Source organism: Bradyrhizobium sp. ORS 285, assembly GCF_900176205.1.
Lineage (GTDB): Bacteria > Pseudomonadota > Alphaproteobacteria > Rhizobiales > Xanthobacteraceae > Bradyrhizobium.
This window is the reverse complement of record NZ_LT859959.1, coordinates 1,912,262-1,931,035: the sequence shown is the minus strand read 5'-3', so window position 1 is coordinate 1,931,035 and position 18,774 is coordinate 1,912,262. Positions and strand designations below refer to the sequence as shown.

Genomic DNA, 18,774 nt, shown 5'->3' with positions numbered 1-18,774 from the left:
GTCGGAACGAAATCGTTTAGCGGAAGCGGTCGGCGGAATCGAGATAATCTCGGACATAGAAGGCCACCGCATCCTCGAGCCGTGTGAAGCCGCCGTTGTAGCCTGCGGCCAGCAGGCGGTCGACATGGCTCTGGGTGAAGTACTGGTAGCTCCCGCGAATCGATTCGGGCATGTCGACGTACTCGATCCGCGGCGTGGCTCCGAGCGTCGCATAGACCGCCAGCATCATGTCCTTGAAGCTGCGCGCCTGCCCCGTGCCGACGTTGAAGAGCCCGGAGACCGACGGCGTGGCCAATAGCCACAGCATCACGCGCACGACATCGTCGACATAGATGAAGTCGCGGCGCTGGTCGCCGTCGGCGATGCCCTCGCGATGCGACTTGAATAGCTGAAGGGGCTGCCCGGCCTTGATCTCATCGAAGCGGCGCGTCAGCACGCTCATCATCGATCCCTTGTGGTACTCGTTGGGACCGAACACGTTGAAGAACTTCAAGCCGGCATATTGCGGCGGCAGACGCTCGCCGCGCTCGGCGCGTGCGGCGATCGCCATGTCGAACAGATGCTTGCTCCAGCCATAGAGGTTCATTGGCCGCAGCGTCTTCAGCGCGTCGAGCGACGGATCATCGACGAACCCCTGCGCGCCGTCGCCATAGGTGGCCGCCGAGGACGCGTAGATGAACGGCGTGGTATTCGCCGTGCACCAGTCGAGCAGGCGCAAGGAACTGCGAAAATTACGCTCCATCACGAGGTCGCCGTCGACGACCGTGGTCGCGGAGATCGCGCCCATGTGCAGGACGGCGTCGAGCCTCCGGCCCTTCAGCCAGGCGTCCAGATCGGACGGCGGCACGACATCGGCCAGCTGCCGCTTGGCCAGATTGCGCCACTTGCCCTCGCTGCCGAGCGTGTCGCAGACGACGACGTCGGTGCGGCCGGCGTCGTTCAGCGCCGCCACCAGATTCGATCCGATAAACCCGGCGCCGCCAGTCACCAGCAACATTCCGTAACCCGTCCTGATCCCGAAAACCCGGCCCTCGCGTAGCGCATGCGCGGCCAAAGTGTAAGCGCTTTGGTAAAGGCCGGGCCCGGCCCACTTTACCTGCGGCGGCCGAGCGGCTACCAGCGCGCCGGAGCCAGGCAGTCAAAGAATGAATTCGAATTCGGCAGAGAGCGCGGTGGACGCTGACGACACCAGCCCGATTCTGATCATCCCCTATATGTGGATCGGCGATTTCGTCCGCGGCCACACCGTGGTGCGGGTGCTCAAGGAGCGCTGGCCGAATCGCCCGGTGGACCTGCTGGTGACCTCGCTGTGCGCTCCACTGGTCGATTACATGCCGGGCGTGCGCTCCGGCATCGTCTGGGACCTGCCGCGCAGCCGGCTGGCGCTGGCCAGGCAGTGGCAGCTCGCCACCCTGTTGCGCGAGCGCCACTATCGCACTGCGCTGGTGATGCCGCGGACCTGGAAATCGGCGCTGGCGCCGGCGCTGGCGGCCATTCCCGAGCGCGTCGGCTTCGTCGGCGAATTCAGGTTCGGCCTGCTCAATCGCTGGCGCTGGGGCGAGAAGGCGCTGCCGCGCTTCATCGACAAGAATGCCGCGCTCGCTCGGCCCGACGGCGCGCCGTTGCCCCCTGAATGGCCCGTGCCGCAGCTTCGGGTGCCGCCCGAGGACGTCGCGCGCTGGCGCGAGGCCAACGGCCTCGGCAGCCGCCCGGCGGTCGCCCTGGCGCCCGGATCGGTCGGCGCCGCCAAGCGCTGGCCGTTCTATGGCGAAGCGGCCAAGCTGTTGCTCGACGCCGGCCTCGACGTCTGGGTGGTCGGAGGCCCCGGCGAGAAGGCGCTGGCGGCCGAGATCGTCGCCACCGGCGGACCCGCGGTTCGCGACCTCACCGGAACCGATCTGCGCAATGGCATCCTGGCCATGGCTGCCGCGGGCGTGGCCATCTCCAATGATTCGGGGCTGATGCACATCGCCGCCGCCCTGGGCACGCCGACCATGGGCATCTTCGGCCCCACAAGCCCCTACCATTGGGCGCCGCTGAACGGCTTGGCTGCGACGGTGCAGACCAAGACGCAGGTGACCTGCCAGCCCTGCCATCGCCCGGTCTGCCGCATGAACGACCATCGCTGCATGCGTGACATCCCGGCGATGGACGTGGCCGCGATCGCGCAGCGCGTGCTGGCTGACGCGGCCATTTCGGTCGCGCCCTAGCTTGCGCTGGAGCAGCGCGCCCCATACACCGGCCTCATCGCCCCCTGAGCCGTCATCGTGACCCACGCACCAGACAGCCTGATCGCCAGCCATCTCGCCCGCTCCCGCGCGGCGATGGAGCGTGCCGCCGGTGATGCGGCGATGCTCGCCAGCGCGGAGCGGATTGCGGTGACCATCATCGCGGCGCTGCGCGGCGGCCACAAGCTGCTGATCGTCGGCAATGGCGGCAGCGCGGCGGATGCGCAGCACATCGCCGCCGAGATCGTCGGCCGCTACAAGCAGGAGCGACCGGCCTGGGCGGCGATCGCGCTGACCACGGACACCTCGGCGCTGACCGCGATCGGCAACGATTACGGCTTCGACCATGTCTTCGCCCGCCAGGTCGAGGGCCTCGGCGCACGAGGCGACGTGCTGCTGGCGATCTCGACCTCGGGGCGCTCGCCGAGCATCCTCAATGCGCTGCGCAAGGCGCGGGAGCGCGGGCTGATCACGATCGGCTTCACCGGCACCAAGGGGCTCGCGATGGGCGAGCTCTGCGATGAGCTGCTGGTCGCGCCGAGCGACGACACGCCGCTGATCCAGCAGATTCATCTCGCCACCGCCCATGGCATCTGCGAGACGATCGAGGCGGCCTTGATGCGAGACGAGACTTAGATGACCAGCGCTCCCTTGAAGCCGGCGGCGTTTCTCGACCGCGACGGCGTCATCAATCATGACGACAACTACATCGGCTCGCCTGAGCGCATCCGCTGGATGCCGAATGTGGCGCCGGCAATCCGACGGCTCAATGAGTCCGGCTATCACGTGTTCCTGTTCACCAACCAGTCCGGCGTGGCGCGCGGGCTGTTCAGCGAGGACGACGTGCTCAGCCTGCATGACTGGATGCGGGCCGAGCTGGCGGCGCAGGGGGCTGTGATCGACGACATTCGCTACTGCCCGTACCATACCGAAGGCTCCGTGGAGCGCTATCTGCGCGAGCATCCCTGGCGCAAGCCGGCACCGGGGATGATCCTCGACCTGATGCAGCATTGGCCCGTCCGGCGCGAGGGCAGCTTCGTGATCGGCGATCGCGCCTCCGACATTGCCGCCGCCGAAGCCGCCGGCCTGCCCGGCTTCCTGTTCGAAGGCGGCGACCTCGATGCGTTCGTCACCGAGGTCATCGCTCAGACCAGCCCGCGATAGACCGCGGCGATCTTCTCGGCCTCCGCCTCGAGGCTGAACTTGTCCACCACGCGCGTCCGCCCCCGTGCGCCCATGACGCGAGCCGCTTCTGGATTCTGCATCAGCGGCTCGAGCGCTGCCACCAGCGCATCGACATCGCCCGGCGGCACCAGCTTTCCCGAGACGCCCTCCTCCACCACGATCTCCGCAGCTCCCGCGCGCGCGGCGACCAGCGCGGCGCCGGCGGCCATGGCTTCGATCAAGGTCAGGCCAAAGCCTTCGTTGCGCGAAGTGAAGGCGTAGATCGTCAGCCGCTGATACCAGCGCTGGACATCGGCGATGTCGAGCTCGCCGGTGATGACGATGCGCTGCTCCAGCCCTGCGGCCGCGATCTGCTTCTTCAGCTCGGCTGCGAACGACATCTGCTCCGGCGTGACGGCGCCGACCAGCACGGCGGAAAAATCCGGATAGCGCGGCAACAGCCGGCACATCGCGGCGACGAACACGTCGCTGCCCTTTTGCGCGCGGACACGGCCGAAGCAGCCGATGGCATATTTGCCCGGCAGCCCGCTTTCGGCGAAGGCGGAGGCGCGATCCGCGGGCGGCTTGTACACCTCGGTGTCGACGCCGTGCGTGATCACCACCGCCTCGCGCTTCAGATAGGACGCCGAGATGTCGCTGGTCGCGATGATCGCGTCCATGCGGCGGATCAGCCAGCGCGTAATCCAGCTATGATGGCGCTGCGCGGCCGAGGTGAACACCAGCTTGAACGGCCAGCCGAGCGCTCGCATGAGCACGCCGACGATCATCTCGTCATTGCGGCGCGCGTGCCAGATCAGCGGCCGCCGCCGGCCCCAGACGCCGAGCAGATCGCGCGCGCGCATCCGCGCGATCCCCTCCGGCGCGTAGCTGCCGAGCCACGCCGCGCGCACCAGCTTCGCAAGCTTCGGCGCCACCATGCGATTGGTCGCCGTCACGCCCGAATAGCGGCGGTGCAGGTTCGGCACGATCACGTCGAGATCGGCTGCGGAAAACGGGTCGGCTTGCACCATCAACTCCAATTGGAACGGTTCCCTATACGCAACATTAAGCACGCCCGCCAGTTCGCGATTCCCGCAACCGGTCCTTCATTTCGCGGGCGTTAGTGTGCCGCAAAACAAACAGGGATCGCGTCAAACAATGACCGTGCTTGTCACTGGCGGCGCCGGCTATGTCGGCAGCCACATGGTGCTCGCTCTGGCCGAGGCCGGCGAGAGCGTCGTGGTGATCGACAACCTCTCGACCGGCTTTTCCGGCTTCGTGCCCGACAGCGTGCCGCTGTTCATCGGCGATGCCGGCGACGAGAACCTCGTCGACGGCGTCATCAGCCAGCACGGCGTCGACAGCATCATCCATTTCGCCGGCTCGATCGTAGTGCCGGAATCGGTGCGCGATCCCTTGCTGTATTACCGCAACAACACCATGACCACGCGCAGCCTGCTGAATGCGGCGGTCAAGCGCGGCGTCAGCCGCTTCATCTTCTCCTCCACTGCCGCCGTCTACGGCGCGCCGGAGCAGATCCCGGTGCCCGAGACCGCGCCGACCCGGCCGACCTCGCCCTATGGCAGCTCGAAGCTGATGACCGAGATCATGCTGCACGACGTCGCCGCGGCGCATGATCTCAACTACGCCGTGCTGCGCTATTTCAACGTCGCCGGCGCCGATCCTTTTGGCCGCATCGGCTCCGCCACCGTCGGCGCCACGCATCTGATGAAGATCGCGATGGAGGTCGCCACCGGCCAGCGCGCCAAGATCGACGTCTACGGCACCGATTATCCGACGCCGGACGGCACCTGCGTGCGCGATTTCATCCATGTCAGCGACCTCGCCCAGGTGCACCGCGCCGCGCTCGCTTATCTGCGCGGCGGCGGCAGTTCCGTGACGCTGAACTGCGGCTATGGCCGCGGCTATTCCGTGCTCGAGACCATCGAGGCCGTCCGCCGCGTCTCCGGCCGCGCCATCCCGGTGCAATACGGACCGCGCCGCCCGGGGGACATGATGGCCATGGTCGCCGATACCAGCCGTCTCAGGGCGCTGCTCGACTGGACGCCCGCTTATGACGATCTGGACACAATCGCCGCCCACGCGCTGGCCTGGGAGCAGAAACTGTTTCTGGAACGCCACAGCGAGCATGAGCAGCGGGCCTCGGCCTAGAATCAAGGACTTAAGCGGGATGCGGGGGGCTTGAAAAAGCCGCCCCGAGCGGGCAAGCACTCTTGTCCGCCCGGCGATTTGTCGAGGGCGGCCAGGGACCAGAATGGCCGAATTTCCGAAGAAGATCACCGACGATCCCTATGGCGCCGCGATCCTGATCCGCCGCCTCGTGATGGAACAGGGCCTCGTCTACTGGCGCCGCTATCTCACTGCGTTTGCGCTGATGGCGGTCGCCGCCGGAGCCAGCGCCGCGGCGACCTACGTGCTCGGCCAGGTCATCAACAAGGCCTATGTCGAGAAGAGCATTCCGGGCATCGTCCTGCTTTCCGGCGTCACCGTATTGCTTCTCTTCGTCAAGGGCGTGACCACCTACAGCTACGCCGTTATCCTGTCGAAGATCTCCAACGCCATCCTCGCCAACAATCAGCGGCAGCTGTTCGCCAAGCTGATGAACGAGAGCGTCGGCTTCTTCTCCGAGCGGCATTCCTCCGAGTTCCTGGCCCGCCTCACCTCCGGCGCCAAGTCGATCACTGACATCCTGAGCATGCTGATCAACGCCATCGGGCGCGATCTCGTCACGCTGATCAGCATGATAGCCGTGATGGTGCTGCAGGATCCCTGGATGTCGCTGCTCGGCCTCGTCGTGGTGCCGCCGGCGATGCTGGTGCTGCGCAAGCTGGTCAAGCGCATCAAGGGCCTCGCCTACAGCCAGTTCACCGGCAATGCCGACATCCTCGAGACGATGCAGGAATCGCTGCAGGGCATCCGCACCGTCAAGGCGTTCACGCTCGAGGACACGATGCGGGCGCGCATCGATGCCAACATCGCCGCCGTCGAGCAGAACGCCAACAAGATGGCCCGCGTCTCCAACCGCTCCAACCCGCTGATGGAGATGCTCGGCGGCTTCGCCGTCGCCGGCTGCCTGATGTATGCCGGCTATTCCGTGGTCGCGCTCGACGCCACGCCCGGCCAGTTCTTCTCGTTCATGATCGCCTTCCTGATGGCGACCGAACCGGCCAAGCGTCTCGCGCGGCTCAACATCGATCTCAACAGCCAGCTCGTCGGCGCCCGCATGCTGCTCGAAGTGGTCGACAGCCCGGCTAGCGAGAAGCCCGATGACGACAAGCCGGCGTTGAAGCTCACGCAAGCCAAGATCGAGCTGCGCGACGTCTCGTTCTCGTATCGCGGCAACGAGCCGGTGCTCAACCGCATGAGTTTTATCGCCGAGCCTGGCAAGGTCACCGCGCTGGTGGGCCCGTCCGGCGGCGGCAAGTCGACGGTGCTGGCGCTGCTGTTGCGCTTCTACGAGGCGACCGAGGGCGACATCCTGATCGACGGCCAGACGATCTCGCAGGTGTCGCGGCGTAGCTTGCGCGAGCAGGCCGCCTATGTCGGCCAGGACGTCTATCTGTTCCGCGACTCCATTCGCGCCAACATCGCCTTCGGCAAGCCCGGCGCCACCGACGCCGAGATCATCGAGGCGGCGAAGGCTGCCTGCGCGCACGACTTCATCATGGGCTTCCCGCTCGGCTACGACACGCCGGTCGGCGAGCACGGCACGCAGCTCTCCGGCGGCCAGCGCCAGCGCATCGCGGTGGCGCGGGCGCTGATCCGCAACGCCCCGATCATCCTGCTCGACGAGGCCACCGCCGCGCTGGACTCCGAGTCGGAGCGCCAGGTGCAGGAGGCGATCGAGCATCTCTGCCAGAACCGCACCACCATCGTCATCGCGCATCGCCTGCACACCATCATGAACGCCGACGCCATCCTCGTCGTCGAGGCCGGCGACATCGTCGAGCGCGGCCGGCATGACGATCTGTTGCGCCGTGGCGGCCGCTATGCTTCGTTCTTCCGCCTGCAACAGCGCGACATGGGGCCGAACGTGATCCCCATGACCGCAACTTCATGACCGCGACGTCCTGATCCGATCATCTCACCGCATCGAGACCTTTCATGAGCTCCACCGTCATCCCGGCCTTCCCGCAGCCTTCGCTTCCCGTCCAGGGCGAAGCCGGTGTCTTCCCGGTCCGCCGCATCTGGTGCGTCGGCCGCAACTATCTCGAGCACATCCGCGAGATGGGCAATGACGAGCGCGACCCGCCGTTCTTCTTTGCGAAGCACGCCGACATGCTGGCGCCCGAGGGCGCCGTGATCCCCTACCCGCCGCTGACCCAGGACATGCATCACGAGGTCGAGCTGGTGGTCGCGCTCAAGAGCGGCGGCCTCAACATTCCGACCGACAAGGCGCTCGACCATGTCTACGGCTACGCCGTCGGCATCGACCTCACCCGCCGCGACCTGCAGCTCGCCTCGCGCAAGATGCAGCGCCCCTGGGAGGTCGGCAAATCCTTCGATCACTCCGCGCCCTGCTCGGCCGTGGTGCCCGCGGCCAAGATCGGCCACCCGTCGAAGGGCAAGATCTGGCTATCGGTCAACGGCACCGAGCGCCAGACCGGCGACCTCTCCGAGCTGATCTGGAACGTGCCGGAGATCATCTGGAAGCTCTCCCAACAGGTCGAGCTCGCCGCCGGCGACATCATCATGACCGGCACCCCGGCCGGCGTCGCGGCGGTCGTCGCCGGCGACAAGATTGAATGCGGCGTCGACGGCGTCGGCACGCTGAAGGTGAGCATCGGGCCGACGGCGAAGTAAGCCGCCAACGCCTCGCGCGGCGGCCACCGCCGCAGACCTAGCTTTCAAAAAGGCCACGCACAGCGCGGCCTTTTTCTTTAGGGGCTTCGCAATGGGCACGCTCTCGCACCACGACCGGTCCACTCCCCTCCCCCTTGCGGGGAGGGGTCGGGGGTTGGGGGTCCCCGAAATCCGCTGCCTCGATCCGCCAAGATCAAGTCGCGCAACGACCCCACTCCCACAGCGACCACCGCACCGCTTTCTCCGACGCTCTTCCGCAGCACCGCTCCCAACGATCCCCCGCGTCCCAACAAACGTCATCGCCCGGAGACCCCCACCCCCAACCCCTCCCCGCAAGGGGGAGGGGAGCTCACCGCCCCCGCGGTCGGCCGCATATTCCGTCATTGCGAGCGCAGCGAAGCAATCCAGGGGCGTCATGAGGACTCCGGACGAGTTCGCTCACGACGCCGAAAGCCGCGTCATCATTTCCACAATCTCAAACAGCATCGCGTCGAGGGAACGAGCATCCACCTTCTCGCGACGCATCCCGCGCCCGAGTGATGCTCCAACTCCCGCCCTCCTGAGAATGGAGGGCGCAGGGAAGGCCGGGCGCTGGCCGCGCCCGTGGCCCGCCTGCAGAAAAAAAGCAGGCGGCAGTCACCACAGGTCTGGCCGAACACACCCGGCCCTCCCCGCGCGATGGTTTTAACAGGCTATAGCGCGCTCTTCCTGGTGCACCGGGCTTTCTGGCCACCATCCCCAACGCGATGCCGTTAGGCATCGTTGCCGGGTTGATACTAGCGTCGGAGTATCAGAACCACACGCCTTCACCGTCCGCGAGACAAACGTTCGTCCGTGCTAACAGCACGCCGCCGCCCGCGTCCACCGCTCCCCGCTGCCAACGTCCGTGACGACCGCGAACCGTCCCCTACCGTGCAACGGGATGGGTGGACTGTAATGCTGATTTGGCGAAAATATCAAGCGATTTATGTTTCCGGAAGATCTTGACAGGACTTGGCACGATGGGTGTGATTTGCACGACGCCCCCCCCTGACCCGCGCATTTCGAACGAAATTCCTCCAACCAACGAACGAGGTCAACAGGAGCAACATCGCCGCAACAAATGCTCGTTCCTTTCGCTCGAATATATAGAGCCTCTAGGGCTGATCAGACTCTTATTTCGAAAGTCGCCAATCAAATCCTTATCCCTCGTGTAAAGAACTCTGGCCCCCGAAACCGCAGCCAAAGCGAGAATATGAGGATCATCTGAACGCACGCTTTCGTTAGCTTCGTATTCCTTCGTCTTGCTTTCAATTATTGGACCCGAGAAATTTCTCGCCCTTCCATTTCTAATAAGCTCCTTTATCAATCGCCCCATCTTATTGCCGAGCAACTCCTGCAAGTGCAGCCCGCCCGTGGCAAGCATGACCTTTCGGCAATCCAATGCCTTTATTATTGGCATCGCTGATCGCGATTTTTGAACAACCTCGTGAGCAACATTGTTATCGATGATAAGGCACATCTTCAAAACCCGAACAAATTCTTTTCTTCGCGATAGAAAAAGTCCCTATAATCAATAGGGGGACTTACAACATCCCCGCGGTCGTCCAACTCAATATGCGAAATTACAAGCTCATCTTTCGGACGATGAAAGTACAAGAGCGACACCTGAGAAGGCTTCAACTCGCCTAAACGGATATGATTCCGAATACGATCGACGATAAAATCGCTATGAGTTTCGACCACGAAATTATGCTTCATACGGGAATGCGTATCAACAATTAAACTCCCAAGCTCCGCCTGAGCTTTGGGATGCAAATGAACTTCCGGCTGCTGCATCAGCAATAGCTTGCGTCGACTCGTCTCCGCCATTTCGTACAGCAGAGGCAAAACCTGACTGACCCCATAGCCGACATCTACAATATTGCGCTTCTTTCCACCCACAGACACCATAATCTGGAAGGGATCATTCTGCGTTGAGCCCAATCTTCGAATATCAATGTTGGAAAATAGTCCAGCCTCTTTGCCGAACCGAGAGAAATAGTCCCGCTTTAAGTTCCAACTTTCGATCTCCTGAACTTTTTCCTGAGCCAGCCGAATTGGCACGTGAGCCCCCATGGGAGAAGCTTGCGCATCTAAGACCTCATACACCCGCTTCGGCTCAGTGCGCATCGGAGAAAGCGCCAAAACTCGCAAGTCACCGCTTGAATTAAAAAAAACGTGGTAAGCTGTACTTAGAACCACCTTGAATGACTCCACCTCATTTCCAGCATCAGTTGAAAGGATCACCCGGCGCGATGGGATATCCCTTCCGAAAGTCAAAAAGAAAAGCTGCGAAATAATTATTCCCATACTAGACGGGATACGTCTTGTTTGCTCAAGCTGAGGATGCATTTCATGTGCAACTTCGTATTCGTAAGATCGATTTTTTTCTTGATCTTTGAAGACAACCTTCATTTCGACGAAATCAATCAGCACCGCCTTGGCATCAACGGCGAATTCAACCGCCTGCAACGCAGGCTGCCCCAGCCAATCAAAGAACCGAAGTGACATTCGATACTCGCCCGCGATATTTTCGGCAAGCGGCACTGAATTTCGATCGCTCATGCGATGCGTTCTTCTCTGAACAGCGATGGAGAAATAATTCGAATTAGTTCCTCGGCGCCCTACACGGCTGTAAGCGATGTCCTCGAACCCACCAAGCAAAAATGGAGACTGATTAAATCCCGTTGATTCCTGCGATAGAAATGAACTAACTGAAAGAAGATAGCGCAAGGCTGCTTGGAACGATGTTTTTCCCGAGCTATTCTCACCCACCAGCAGCGTGATAGGCCGAACCTCTGTCGGACCGACGGCTTTAAAGCCACGAAAATTCTCAAATGATATTTTCATGAAAAATCTCCGGCAGCCATCAACGAATTTCCTGAAGAAGGCGACATCTTAGCACGCTTAAAGGACAGCAGGTCAGCCAGGGGCCGAAACCGACAACTGCGCACAAGAAAGCGAACTACGGATTAGCCGAAGGCCCAATCCGCCACCGTTCACGTTCTAGGGCGGCGGATTACGCTCCGCTAATCCGCCCTCCTCTCCTCACCGAAACGCCGACACCACGATCGCCCCCACGATGGCCACGGTCACCGTATACTTCGCCGCGTAATACACCGTCCTATTCCACGCCTTTACCTTGCGCGTGGCCAAATGAAACTCATACAGCTTGCCGAACACCTTGTTCAGCACGCCGACGTGCTCGCCCTCGACGTTCTGGGTCGCCGAGGCCTTGACGATGTGGTGGCTGACCCAGCGGTTCATGGCGGTGAAGACGCCGTACTTCATCGGGCGCTCGACGTCGCAGAACAGGATGATGCGGTTGATGTCGGTTGCGTTCTCGGCGCTGTGGATGAAGGTCTCGTCGAACATGAAGGCCTCGCCGTCGCGCCAGACGCAGGGCACGCCATCGACCACGATGCGGCACTTGTCGGAGTTCGGCGTCACCAGGCCTAAGTGATAGCGCAGCGAGCCGGCGAAGGGGTCACGGTGGGCGCCGAGCTTGCCGCCGGGCGGCAGCATCGCGAACATCGCGCCGTGCACATTCGGAATGGAGTTCAGTAGCTCCACGGTCTTCGGGCACAGCGTGCGCGCCGACGGCAGGAAGTCGTCGTACCATTTCAGATAGAAGCGCTTCCAGCCGCTCTTGAAGAAGGAATAGAAGCCCCAATCGTTGTTCTTGGCGGCGGCGCGAATAAAACCCTCGTCGAACAGGCGCACGGCCTCCTCGCGGATCTCCTGCCAATTGTCGGTGAGCGTCTTGAGCTCCGGAAACTGCTCGACCGGGATTACCGGCGTGTTCGGCACGGCCGAGCCGGCATACATCAGCACATTGTAGGGGGCGAGATAGGTGGAGTGATCGCCGAGCTGGCGGGCGAAGCGCAGCCGCTCCTTGCCGCGGAAGTGGACGTAGAGGGTGGCCCCGATCAGGATGTAGAGGCCGATGAGCTGTGGCGCGAAGAACTGACTGAGCATGCCCGGTCCCCATGATCCGGCCGCTCAGAGCGTGTTGCGCAGAACCGTGTCGCCTTATGGGCGAGATCGAAGACGGTCGCCTGATACCAGCCGCGAGGAACTCAATTTAGCCGGAAGTGCGGCAGGCTGCATCCCCCGCAGTGCGGGATGTGATCGCAACTCACGCGCGAAAGTCCTGAAGCGTGTTCTGGCGGCAACAGCTGGGCTGGTTGGGCGCCGGCCCTCGGCGGCGGGACGTCAACCCCGCGCCATCTCCTGCAGCCCCTTGAAGGTCAGCCGCTTCGGATCGCGCACGCCGGCCAGATACATCCGGCGGATGAAGGCGGCGACGGCGTCACGGTCGCAACCGGTCAGGATGACGACGGCGTCGACCGCGGTCTTCTGGGCCTCCATGGGACTGGTCCTCCTGGCATTGCACCCGGCGTCGCCAAGCTTTCACGACGCCGCTTAACAGCGCGTTAACCGTGCGGACGGCTGCCAGTTCCCCTTGCCCGGATTCGCTGACACGCCCAATACGCGAAACCGCGGATGTTGCTCGGCAGACTCAGCAGGTCGCGCGCTCGCGGGCCTCATGGTTCGAGACGCGTCGCAAGAGCGACGCTCCTCACCATGAGGGGTGGCACCAAAGGGGGGCCTGCACACGGACCATGAACACGCCGGTGGTGCGTCCATGGAGAGGGTTGAGATTTCGCCACGAAGTCAGCCCTCGTCCTGAGGAGCCCGCCGCAGGCGGGCGTCTCGAAGGACGTTTGGAGCCCGAGCTCGCAGCGACGGCGCTTGCTACATGCAACCGCCCTGCCCCGACGCCTTCACACCAGGAAGAAGTCCTGCGGCGTCTCGACGCTGCGTTCGTCGGCATGTTGCGTGACGAGCTTCTGGCGGGTGGGGCGGGTCGGCGGGGTGATGACGCGCCGCTCGAGCTCCGATGACGCCGGGATCGTATCGACGAACCTGACGGCGAAGCCGTCGGGGAAATGCCTGACCACGCGGCCGATGCAGCTGCCGACCGCGAGCGGCGTGCCGATCTCCGGCTGGACGGCGGCCGAGACGGCCGCGCCCGACATTGAGGCATCGATGACAAGACAAGGGATGCAGCTGCCGTCGGCGAGCGTCAGCTCCGAATGCGGCGAGTTCGGCACGAAGCGCGCCTCGCGGCGGGAATCGCGGATCGTCGGATCCTTCTGCTTCTTCTCCAGCCAGACCAGCTTCTCGGCGAGCTTGGCGCGCTCGGCGCGCGTCATCTCCAATTCGAGCAGGAAGCCGCCATGCACGGTGTCGCTGATCTCGCCTTCGAACTTGCCGAAGTCACGGAAATACGACGTCAGCCGATCGCCGACCTTGCCGACCACGGGCACGTCGAGCAGCGCGCGAAACGGCGACACCCGCGTGGTGCGGCAGGCGAAGGAGCGCAGCTTCCCTTGCGGATCATACCAGTTCGGCAGCGTGTAGGTGCCGACCGTCTGGATCCGGACCGCGCGTTGCCTCAGGAATCGAGCAACCGACATCGCACGCCTCCCCTCGATCCCCATTGATCCCCGTGATCCGCGACCGCCCGCCGCTCTCCGCAGCGCGCCGCAGTCAATGCAATCTCTGCGTGTATTTTCGAACGAAATACACCGCGCACGAACCCAGCCATCATGACGGGACGGTGCGCGCAAAAACCTAAAGAAGTCTGAAAATCAGGTCGGAAATCCCGCTCAACGGAATCGTAGGTCCAACCCCTTTCCGCTTTCTGAAGATGCGGCCCCGTCTGATTACGGTGCAGCGCGGCATGCTGTATCGGCATCGTCGCTCCCCTGGAGAGTGCAGCGCGGACGTCTCGCGCGGGCGCAGGCAAGCATGATCGACCGATCCGCATCTCCTCGCGCGACCGCACAACCACGTCGAGGCCGTCATCGTTCCTACGACGCGTTGTTAGCAAACGATCAAGCTTAACGAGATGACCACTGAGGCGCGGCTGCAACTCACGATCTCATTCTGTTGCACGCGCGACGATTACTGCGTGCAAACGCGCCGCCCACGAAATGCTAACACATTCGCGGCGTTTCACTATTTGCACGCTAACAACCTGTTCACCACTTGCGCAATCGTTGCTTGGGGCGGGTGCTGCGGCCCGTCTCGTTCAAGTCTGCTTATACCATTGGCGCTTAGTCGTTAGTCAGGGAGAACCGCTGTCGATCGATCAGCGTGTTTGCTCCCCGTGTATGAGTAGAAAGTAGTTCCGCGCATGATGACCGCACGCATCGTGGTGTTAACCATCGCTCTCGGCGCTGGCGGCGTTGCGGCCTATCTCGTCAGCAACTCCGAAGGCCAGCAGCCGGCGCCCGCCGCACCGGTCGTGCAGCTGCCGACCGTCGAGGTGCTGGTGGCCAAGGCCGACATCGGCCTCGGACAGGCGATCAAGCCCGGCGACCTCGTCTGGCAGACCTGGCCCGAGGCTGCGAGCAACATCTTCATCCGGCGCGGCGATCGCCCGGAAGCCGCCAATCAATTGGTCGGCTCGATCGCGCGCGCGCCGTTCGTGGTCGGCGAGCCGATCCGCGAGCAGAAGCTGGTCAAGTCGGACGGCTCCGGCTTCATGGCCGCGATCCTGCCCGCCGGCATGCGCGCCATCTCCACCGAGATCTCGCCGGAGACCGGCGCCGGCGGCTTCATCCTGCCGAACGATCGCGTCGACGTCATTCTCTCCAAGCGCGACAAGAATCCGGACAAGCCGGGCGCGGCCGACTCCGTCAGCTCAGAGACCATCCTCACCAATGTGCGCGTGCTCGCGATCGACCAGGCGCCGAAGGAGAAGGAAGGCCAGAACACGGTGGTCGGCAAGACCGTGACGCTCGAGCTCAAGCCGGAGCAGGCGGAGACGCTGGCCCGTGCACGCCAGGCCGGCACGCTCGCACTCGCGCTGCGCAGCATCGCCGACGTCAATGCGAGCGAGACCAGCAAGTCCGACACGCAGCAACAGCAGCAGATGGCGCAGCGGGGCAACGCCATCGAGATCATTCGCTACGGGGTTTCGACCTCGCAGGGCGCAAAGTAAGGACGGGGACCATGAAGGGGCATCAACGCGCAAAGATGGGGATGGGGATCGTCCGCGCGCTTTCCATCTCGGCAGCCGTCGCGCTCGCGCTCAATCCGGCGCTGGCGCCGGTGAAGGCGGCCGATGAGCGGCTGGACACGCCGGTCGTCTCGGTCGGCTCGTCGAAGGTCCGCTACATGTCGCTCGGCATCGGCAAGTCGGTGGTCGTCGACTTCCCGCAGGACGTCAAGGACGTGCTGGTCGCAGATCCCAAGATCGCCAACGCCGTGGTGCGCTCGGCGCGGCGCGCCTACATCATCGGCGCCGCGGTCGGCCAGACCAACGTGGTGTTCTTCGACGGCGAGGGACAGCAGGTCGCCGCCTATGACATCGCCATCAAGCGCGATCTCAACGGCGTGCGCCAGGCGCTGAGCCAGAGCATTCCCGGCGTCAAGATCGACGGCGTCGGCGACGGCGTCATCCTCACCGGCTCGGTGTCGAGCCCGGTCGAGGCGCAGCAGGCCGGCGAGATCGCGGCACGGCTGGTCGGCGGCACCGACAAGGTCGTCAACTCGATCGCCGTGCGCGGCCGCGACCAGGTGATGCTGAAGGTCAACGTCTCCGAAGTGAGGCGCGAGATCGTCAAGCAGCTCGGCATCGACCTCAGCGCCAGCATGACCTACGGCACTGCGGTGGTGAACTTCAACCAGACCAATCCGTTCACGGCCTATGGCAAGTCGCTGGTGGCCGGCAACGGCCTCTCCGCCATCGGCGGCGGCAATCTGTCGTCGGTGTCGGCGACGATGCGCGCGATGGAGACCGCGGGTGTCGTCAAGACGCTGGCCGAGCCGAACCTGACCGCGATCTCGGGAGAGTCCGCGACCTTCATCGCCGGCGGCGAATTCCCGGTCCCCGGCGGCTACGCCTGCGATCCGAAGACCGGACTCTGCAGCACGTCGGTCACCTTCAAGAAGTTCGGCATCTCGCTGAACTTCACGCCGGTCGTGCTCAGCGAAGGCCGCATCAGCCTGCGCGTCATGACCGAAGTGTCGGAGCTGTCGAACGACAACGCGATCACCCTGTCCTACGCCACGAGCGCGGGCTCGGCCTCGTCGGTCACCATCCCCGCGATCCGCACCCGCCGCGCCGAGACCACGCTGGAGATTCCCTCCGGCGGCTCGATGGCGATGGCCGGCCTGATCCAGAACCAGACCAAGCAGGCGATCAACGGCCTGCCCGGGCTCAATCAGCTGCCGGTGCTCGGCCAGCTGTTCCGCAGCCAGGACTACGTCAACAACGAGACCGAGCTGATGGTGATGGTGACGCCCTATGTCGTGCGCGCCGTCGCGCAGAAGGAGCTGTCGCGGCCGGATGACGGCTTTGCGCCGGCGACCGATTCGGAATCGGCGCTGCTCGGCCGCATGAACCGGCTGTACGGCATCGCCGCCAAGGTCGACACGGCCACGGGGCAGCCGGCCGGCTTCGGCTTCATCATCGACTGAGACGACGGGGATTTCGGGGCACGGGGGGATCAGATCATGGCGGGATCATCGGAACATCACGGCTTGCGCGCGCTGCACCGGCTGGGGGCCATCGCGGGCCTCGCGCTCACGCTCGGCGCCTGCAACTCCACCACCGGCGAGGTCGTCGCGACCATCCCCGATGACTACAAGATGCGCCATCCGATCGCGATCGAGGAAGGCCGGAAGTCGATCGTCGTGTTCATCGGCAGCGGCCGCGGCGGCCTCACCTCGCCGCAGCGCGACGACGTCATCGGCCTGGCGCGCTCCTGGCAGCGCGAAGGCACCGGCGCGATCATCGCCGACGTGCCGGCCGGGACGCCGAATGCGCGCGCCGCCTCCGATGCCTATCGCGAAATCCACGCGGTGCTGACCTCAGGCGGCGTGCCGTCGCGCGCCATCACGCTGCGGCACACCACGCCGGATGATCCGCGGCAGCTCGCGGTGATCCGCCTGACCTATCCGAAGATGGCCGCCGTCGCCGGCCCCTGCGGGCTGTGGCCCGACGATCTTGGGCCGAACATCAACAATCCCGGCTACAGCAGCAATCAGCACTATCAGAACTTCGGCTGCGCCACGCAGCGCAACCTCGCTGCGATGATCGACAATCCGGCCGATCTCGAGCAGCCGCGCTCGGAGACGGCCGCCTACACGCCGCGCCGCACCGCCCTGTTCGAGAAATACCGCAAGGGCGAGTCGACGGCGATCACCTATCCGGAAGCCGACAAGGCCAAGCTCAGCGATACAGGCAAATGATCAAAGCGTCCCGTCTCAGCCAGGATGAGCAGCCGGCGCCCAGCGGCCCGGCGCTCGACGATCACATCGCGCCGGTCCCCCGCGTCTCCGTGCAGGCGTTCACCGAGACCGACCAGACCTCGTCGGCGGTGCTCGCGGCGAGCCAGGACCGCCGGCTCGGCAAGGCGCATATCACGATCAAGGCCGGCGGCATGGCCCGCGCCATCGAGACCTATCATTCGCAGCCGACGCCGAACGTCATCGTGATCGAGACCAGGCCGGACGGCGACATTCTCGCCGGCCTCGACGATCTCGCCAGCGTCTGCGATCCCGGCACCCGCGTGGTGCTGATCGGCAGCCCGTCCGACGGCGTCGCCTATCGCGAGCTGGTGCGGCGCGGCGTCAACGACTACGTCATGGGCCCGGTCGAGACCATCGACATCATCCGCTCGATCTGCAGCCTGTTCTCGGCCTCCGAGGCGGTCATCACCGGCCGCATCATCGCGGTGGTCGGCGCCAAGGGCGGCGTCGGCGCTTCGACCGTCGCGCACAACGTCGCCTGGAGCATGGCGCGCGACCTGACGCTGGATTCCGTGGTCATCGACCTCGACATGGCGTTCGGCACCGCCGGCCTCGACTACAATCAGGACCCGCTGCAGGGCATCGCCAACGCCATCTTCCAGCCGGACCGGCCGGATACGGCGCTGATGGACCGCCTGCTCGCCAAATGCACCGAGCATCTCAATCTGCTCGCGGCGCCAGCGACGCTCGACCGCGTCTATGATTTCGGCGCCGAGGCGTTCGACGCGATCTTCGATACGCTGCGCCTGACGCAGCAATGCATCGTGCTCGACGTGCCGCACCAATGGTCGGCCTGGACGCGGCACGCGCTGATCAATGCCGACGACATCCTGGTGGTCGCCGAGCCGGATCTCGCCAACCTGCGCAACGCCAAGAACCTGCTCTCCGTGCTCAAGGCCTCGCGCCCCAATGACCGGCCGCCGCTGTATTGCCTGAACCAGGTCGGCATGCCCAAGCGGCCGGAGATCGACCTGAAGCGCTTCGCCAAGACCGTCGAGGCCGAGCCGGTCGCGGTGATCCCGTTCGACTGCAAGCTGTTCGGCACCGCCGCCAATAACGGCCAGATGATCGCGGAGGTCGGGGCGCTGAGCCGGACGCCGAAACTGTTTCAGCAGATCGCCAACCGGCTGACGGGGCGGGTCGAGGCGAGGCCGCAGCGCAGCTCGCTGCTGGCGCCGATCGCCAAACTGCTCGGCGCGAAATAGCG

16 protein-coding genes are annotated in these 18,774 nt (G+C 64.3%); 10 read left to right on the top strand and 6 right to left on the bottom strand.

Features of this window, described 5'->3' with window-relative positions:
• Positions 1-16: 16 nt before the first annotated feature.
• Complete coding sequence (gene rfaD, locus BRAD285_RS08810) at positions 17-997, bottom strand: ADP-glyceromanno-heptose 6-epimerase (RefSeq protein ID WP_006608982.1); 981 nt, start codon at positions 995-997, stop codon at positions 17-19.
• 148 nt (positions 998-1,145) lie between these two features.
• On the opposite strand from rfaD, the gene waaF reads away from it, so the two are divergent.
• Genes waaF through BRAD285_RS08795 form a run of 3 tightly spaced genes read left to right on the top strand, consistent with a single transcriptional unit; the run spans position 1,146 to position 3,392 of the window.
• Positions 1,146-2,210, top strand: a complete 1,065-nt coding sequence (waaF, locus tag BRAD285_RS08805; RefSeq protein ID WP_006608983.1) for a lipopolysaccharide heptosyltransferase II — start codon at positions 1,146-1,148, stop codon at positions 2,208-2,210.
• Between the two features lie 57 nt (positions 2,211-2,267).
• On the top strand, positions 2,268-2,864 hold the full coding sequence (locus BRAD285_RS08800; RefSeq protein ID WP_006608984.1) for a D-sedoheptulose 7-phosphate isomerase: 597 nt from the start codon (positions 2,268-2,270) through the stop codon (positions 2,862-2,864).
• On the top strand, positions 2,865-3,392 hold the full coding sequence (locus BRAD285_RS08795) for an HAD-IIIA family hydrolase (protein ID WP_006608985.1): 528 nt from the start codon (positions 2,865-2,867) through the stop codon (positions 3,390-3,392). It abuts the gene before it with no gap.
• Here the strand turns inward: BRAD285_RS08795 and BRAD285_RS08790 are convergent.
• Positions 3,374-4,423, bottom strand: a complete 1,050-nt coding sequence (locus BRAD285_RS08790) for a glycosyltransferase family 4 protein (RefSeq protein WP_085962736.1) — start codon at positions 4,421-4,423, stop codon at positions 3,374-3,376. The genes BRAD285_RS08795 and BRAD285_RS08790 overlap by 19 nt on opposite strands.
• 127 nt (positions 4,424-4,550) lie before the next feature.
• Between BRAD285_RS08790 and galE the strand changes: the two genes are divergently transcribed.
• From galE to BRAD285_RS08775, 3 genes are all read left to right on the top strand, one after another.
• The gene (gene galE, locus BRAD285_RS08785; protein ID WP_035644188.1) at positions 4,551-5,564 is read left to right on the top strand and encodes a UDP-glucose 4-epimerase GalE; all 1,014 of its coding nucleotides are present in this window, start codon (positions 4,551-4,553) and stop codon (positions 5,562-5,564) included.
• 103 nt (positions 5,565-5,667) lie between these two features.
• Positions 5,668-7,473, top strand: coding sequence for an ABC transporter ATP-binding protein (locus BRAD285_RS08780; RefSeq protein ID WP_006608988.1), 1,806 nt, complete (start codon positions 5,668-5,670; stop codon positions 7,471-7,473).
• 44 nt (positions 7,474-7,517) lie between these two features.
• Positions 7,518-8,216: a fumarylacetoacetate hydrolase family protein gene (locus tag BRAD285_RS08775; protein ID WP_006608989.1), complete on the top strand. Its 699-nt coding sequence runs from the start codon at positions 7,518-7,520 to the stop codon at positions 8,214-8,216.
• Between the two features lie 1,503 nt (positions 8,217-9,719).
• Here the strand turns inward: BRAD285_RS08775 and BRAD285_RS08765 are convergent.
• The 4 genes from BRAD285_RS08765 to BRAD285_RS08755 all read right to left on the bottom strand — a co-directional run bounded on the left by BRAD285_RS08765 (position 9,720) and on the right by BRAD285_RS08755 (position 13,720).
• Positions 9,720-11,087, bottom strand: a complete 1,368-nt coding sequence (locus BRAD285_RS08765; RefSeq protein ID WP_006608991.1) for an AAA family ATPase — start codon at positions 11,085-11,087, stop codon at positions 9,720-9,722.
• A 198-nt stretch (positions 11,088-11,285) separates the two neighbouring features.
• A complete protein-coding gene (locus BRAD285_RS08760; protein WP_006608992.1) occupies positions 11,286-12,215 on the bottom strand; it encodes an aspartyl/asparaginyl beta-hydroxylase domain-containing protein in 930 nt (309 codons plus the stop codon).
• A gap of 237 nt (positions 12,216-12,452) precedes the next feature.
• Positions 12,453-12,608 (bottom strand): hypothetical protein, encoded by a 156-nt coding sequence (locus BRAD285_RS35720; RefSeq protein WP_006608993.1) that lies wholly within the window; start codon positions 12,606-12,608, stop codon positions 12,453-12,455.
• Between the two features lie 416 nt (positions 12,609-13,024).
• Positions 13,025-13,720 (bottom strand): PilZ domain-containing protein, encoded by a 696-nt coding sequence (locus tag BRAD285_RS08755; protein WP_006608994.1) that lies wholly within the window; start codon positions 13,718-13,720, stop codon positions 13,025-13,027.
• 722 nt (positions 13,721-14,442) lie between these two features.
• Between BRAD285_RS08755 and cpaB the strand changes: the two genes are divergently transcribed.
• The 4 genes from cpaB to BRAD285_RS08735 are packed head-to-tail and all read left to right on the top strand — an operon-like array spanning position 14,443 to position 18,772.
• Complete coding sequence (gene cpaB / locus BRAD285_RS08750) at positions 14,443-15,252, top strand: Flp pilus assembly protein CpaB (protein WP_006608995.1); 810 nt, start codon at positions 14,443-14,445, stop codon at positions 15,250-15,252.
• Positions 15,253-15,263: 11 nt separating this feature from the next.
• Positions 15,264-16,733: a type II and III secretion system protein family protein gene (locus BRAD285_RS08745; protein ID WP_006608996.1), complete on the top strand. Its 1,470-nt coding sequence runs from the start codon at positions 15,264-15,266 to the stop codon at positions 16,731-16,733.
• Positions 16,734-16,769: 36 nt separating this feature from the next.
• Entirely contained in the window at positions 16,770-17,507 is a 738-nt protein-coding gene (locus tag BRAD285_RS08740) for a CpaD family pilus assembly protein (protein WP_006608997.1), read from the top strand.
• Positions 17,504-18,772, top strand: a complete 1,269-nt coding sequence (locus BRAD285_RS08735; RefSeq protein WP_006608998.1) for an AAA family ATPase — start codon at positions 17,504-17,506, stop codon at positions 18,770-18,772. Before BRAD285_RS08740 ends, BRAD285_RS08735 begins: the two co-directional genes overlap by 4 nt.
• The last annotated feature ends 2 nt before the right edge of the window (positions 18,773-18,774 follow it).

What these genes read in the sequence shown, in the direction of transcription:
- rfaD (WP_006608982.1), bottom strand. Translation starts at nt 997, where the DNA reads ATGTTGCTGGTGACTGGCGGCGCCGGGTTTATCGGATCGAATCTGGTG.
- waaF (WP_006608983.1), top strand. Translation starts at nt 1,146, where the DNA reads ATGAATTCGAATTCGGCAGAGAGCGCGGTGGACGCTGACGACACCAGC.
- BRAD285_RS08795 (WP_006608985.1), top strand. Translation starts at nt 2,865, where the DNA reads ATGACCAGCGCTCCCTTGAAGCCGGCGGCGTTTCTCGACCGCGACGGC.
- BRAD285_RS08790 (WP_085962736.1), bottom strand. Translation starts at nt 4,423, where the DNA reads ATGGTGCAAGCCGACCCGTTTTCCGCAGCCGATCTCGACGTGATCGTG.
- galE (WP_035644188.1), top strand. Translation starts at nt 4,551, where the DNA reads ATGACCGTGCTTGTCACTGGCGGCGCCGGCTATGTCGGCAGCCACATG.
- BRAD285_RS08780 (WP_006608988.1), top strand. Translation starts at nt 5,668, where the DNA reads ATGGCCGAATTTCCGAAGAAGATCACCGACGATCCCTATGGCGCCGCG.
- BRAD285_RS08775 (WP_006608989.1), top strand. Translation starts at nt 7,518, where the DNA reads ATGAGCTCCACCGTCATCCCGGCCTTCCCGCAGCCTTCGCTTCCCGTC.
- BRAD285_RS08765 (WP_006608991.1), bottom strand. Translation starts at nt 11,087, where the DNA reads ATGAAAATATCATTTGAGAATTTTCGTGGCTTTAAAGCCGTCGGTCCG.
- BRAD285_RS08760 (WP_006608992.1), bottom strand. Translation starts at nt 12,215, where the DNA reads ATGCTCAGTCAGTTCTTCGCGCCACAGCTCATCGGCCTCTACATCCTG.
- BRAD285_RS35720 (WP_006608993.1), bottom strand. Translation starts at nt 12,608, where the DNA reads ATGGAGGCCCAGAAGACCGCGGTCGACGCCGTCGTCATCCTGACCGGT.
- BRAD285_RS08755 (WP_006608994.1), bottom strand. Translation starts at nt 13,720, where the DNA reads ATGTCGGTTGCTCGATTCCTGAGGCAACGCGCGGTCCGGATCCAGACG.
- cpaB (WP_006608995.1), top strand. Translation starts at nt 14,443, where the DNA reads ATGATGACCGCACGCATCGTGGTGTTAACCATCGCTCTCGGCGCTGGC.
- BRAD285_RS08745 (WP_006608996.1), top strand. Translation starts at nt 15,264, where the DNA reads ATGAAGGGGCATCAACGCGCAAAGATGGGGATGGGGATCGTCCGCGCG.
- BRAD285_RS08740 (WP_006608997.1), top strand. Translation starts at nt 16,770, where the DNA reads ATGGCGGGATCATCGGAACATCACGGCTTGCGCGCGCTGCACCGGCTG.
- BRAD285_RS08735 (WP_006608998.1), top strand. Translation starts at nt 17,504, where the DNA reads ATGATCAAAGCGTCCCGTCTCAGCCAGGATGAGCAGCCGGCGCCCAGC.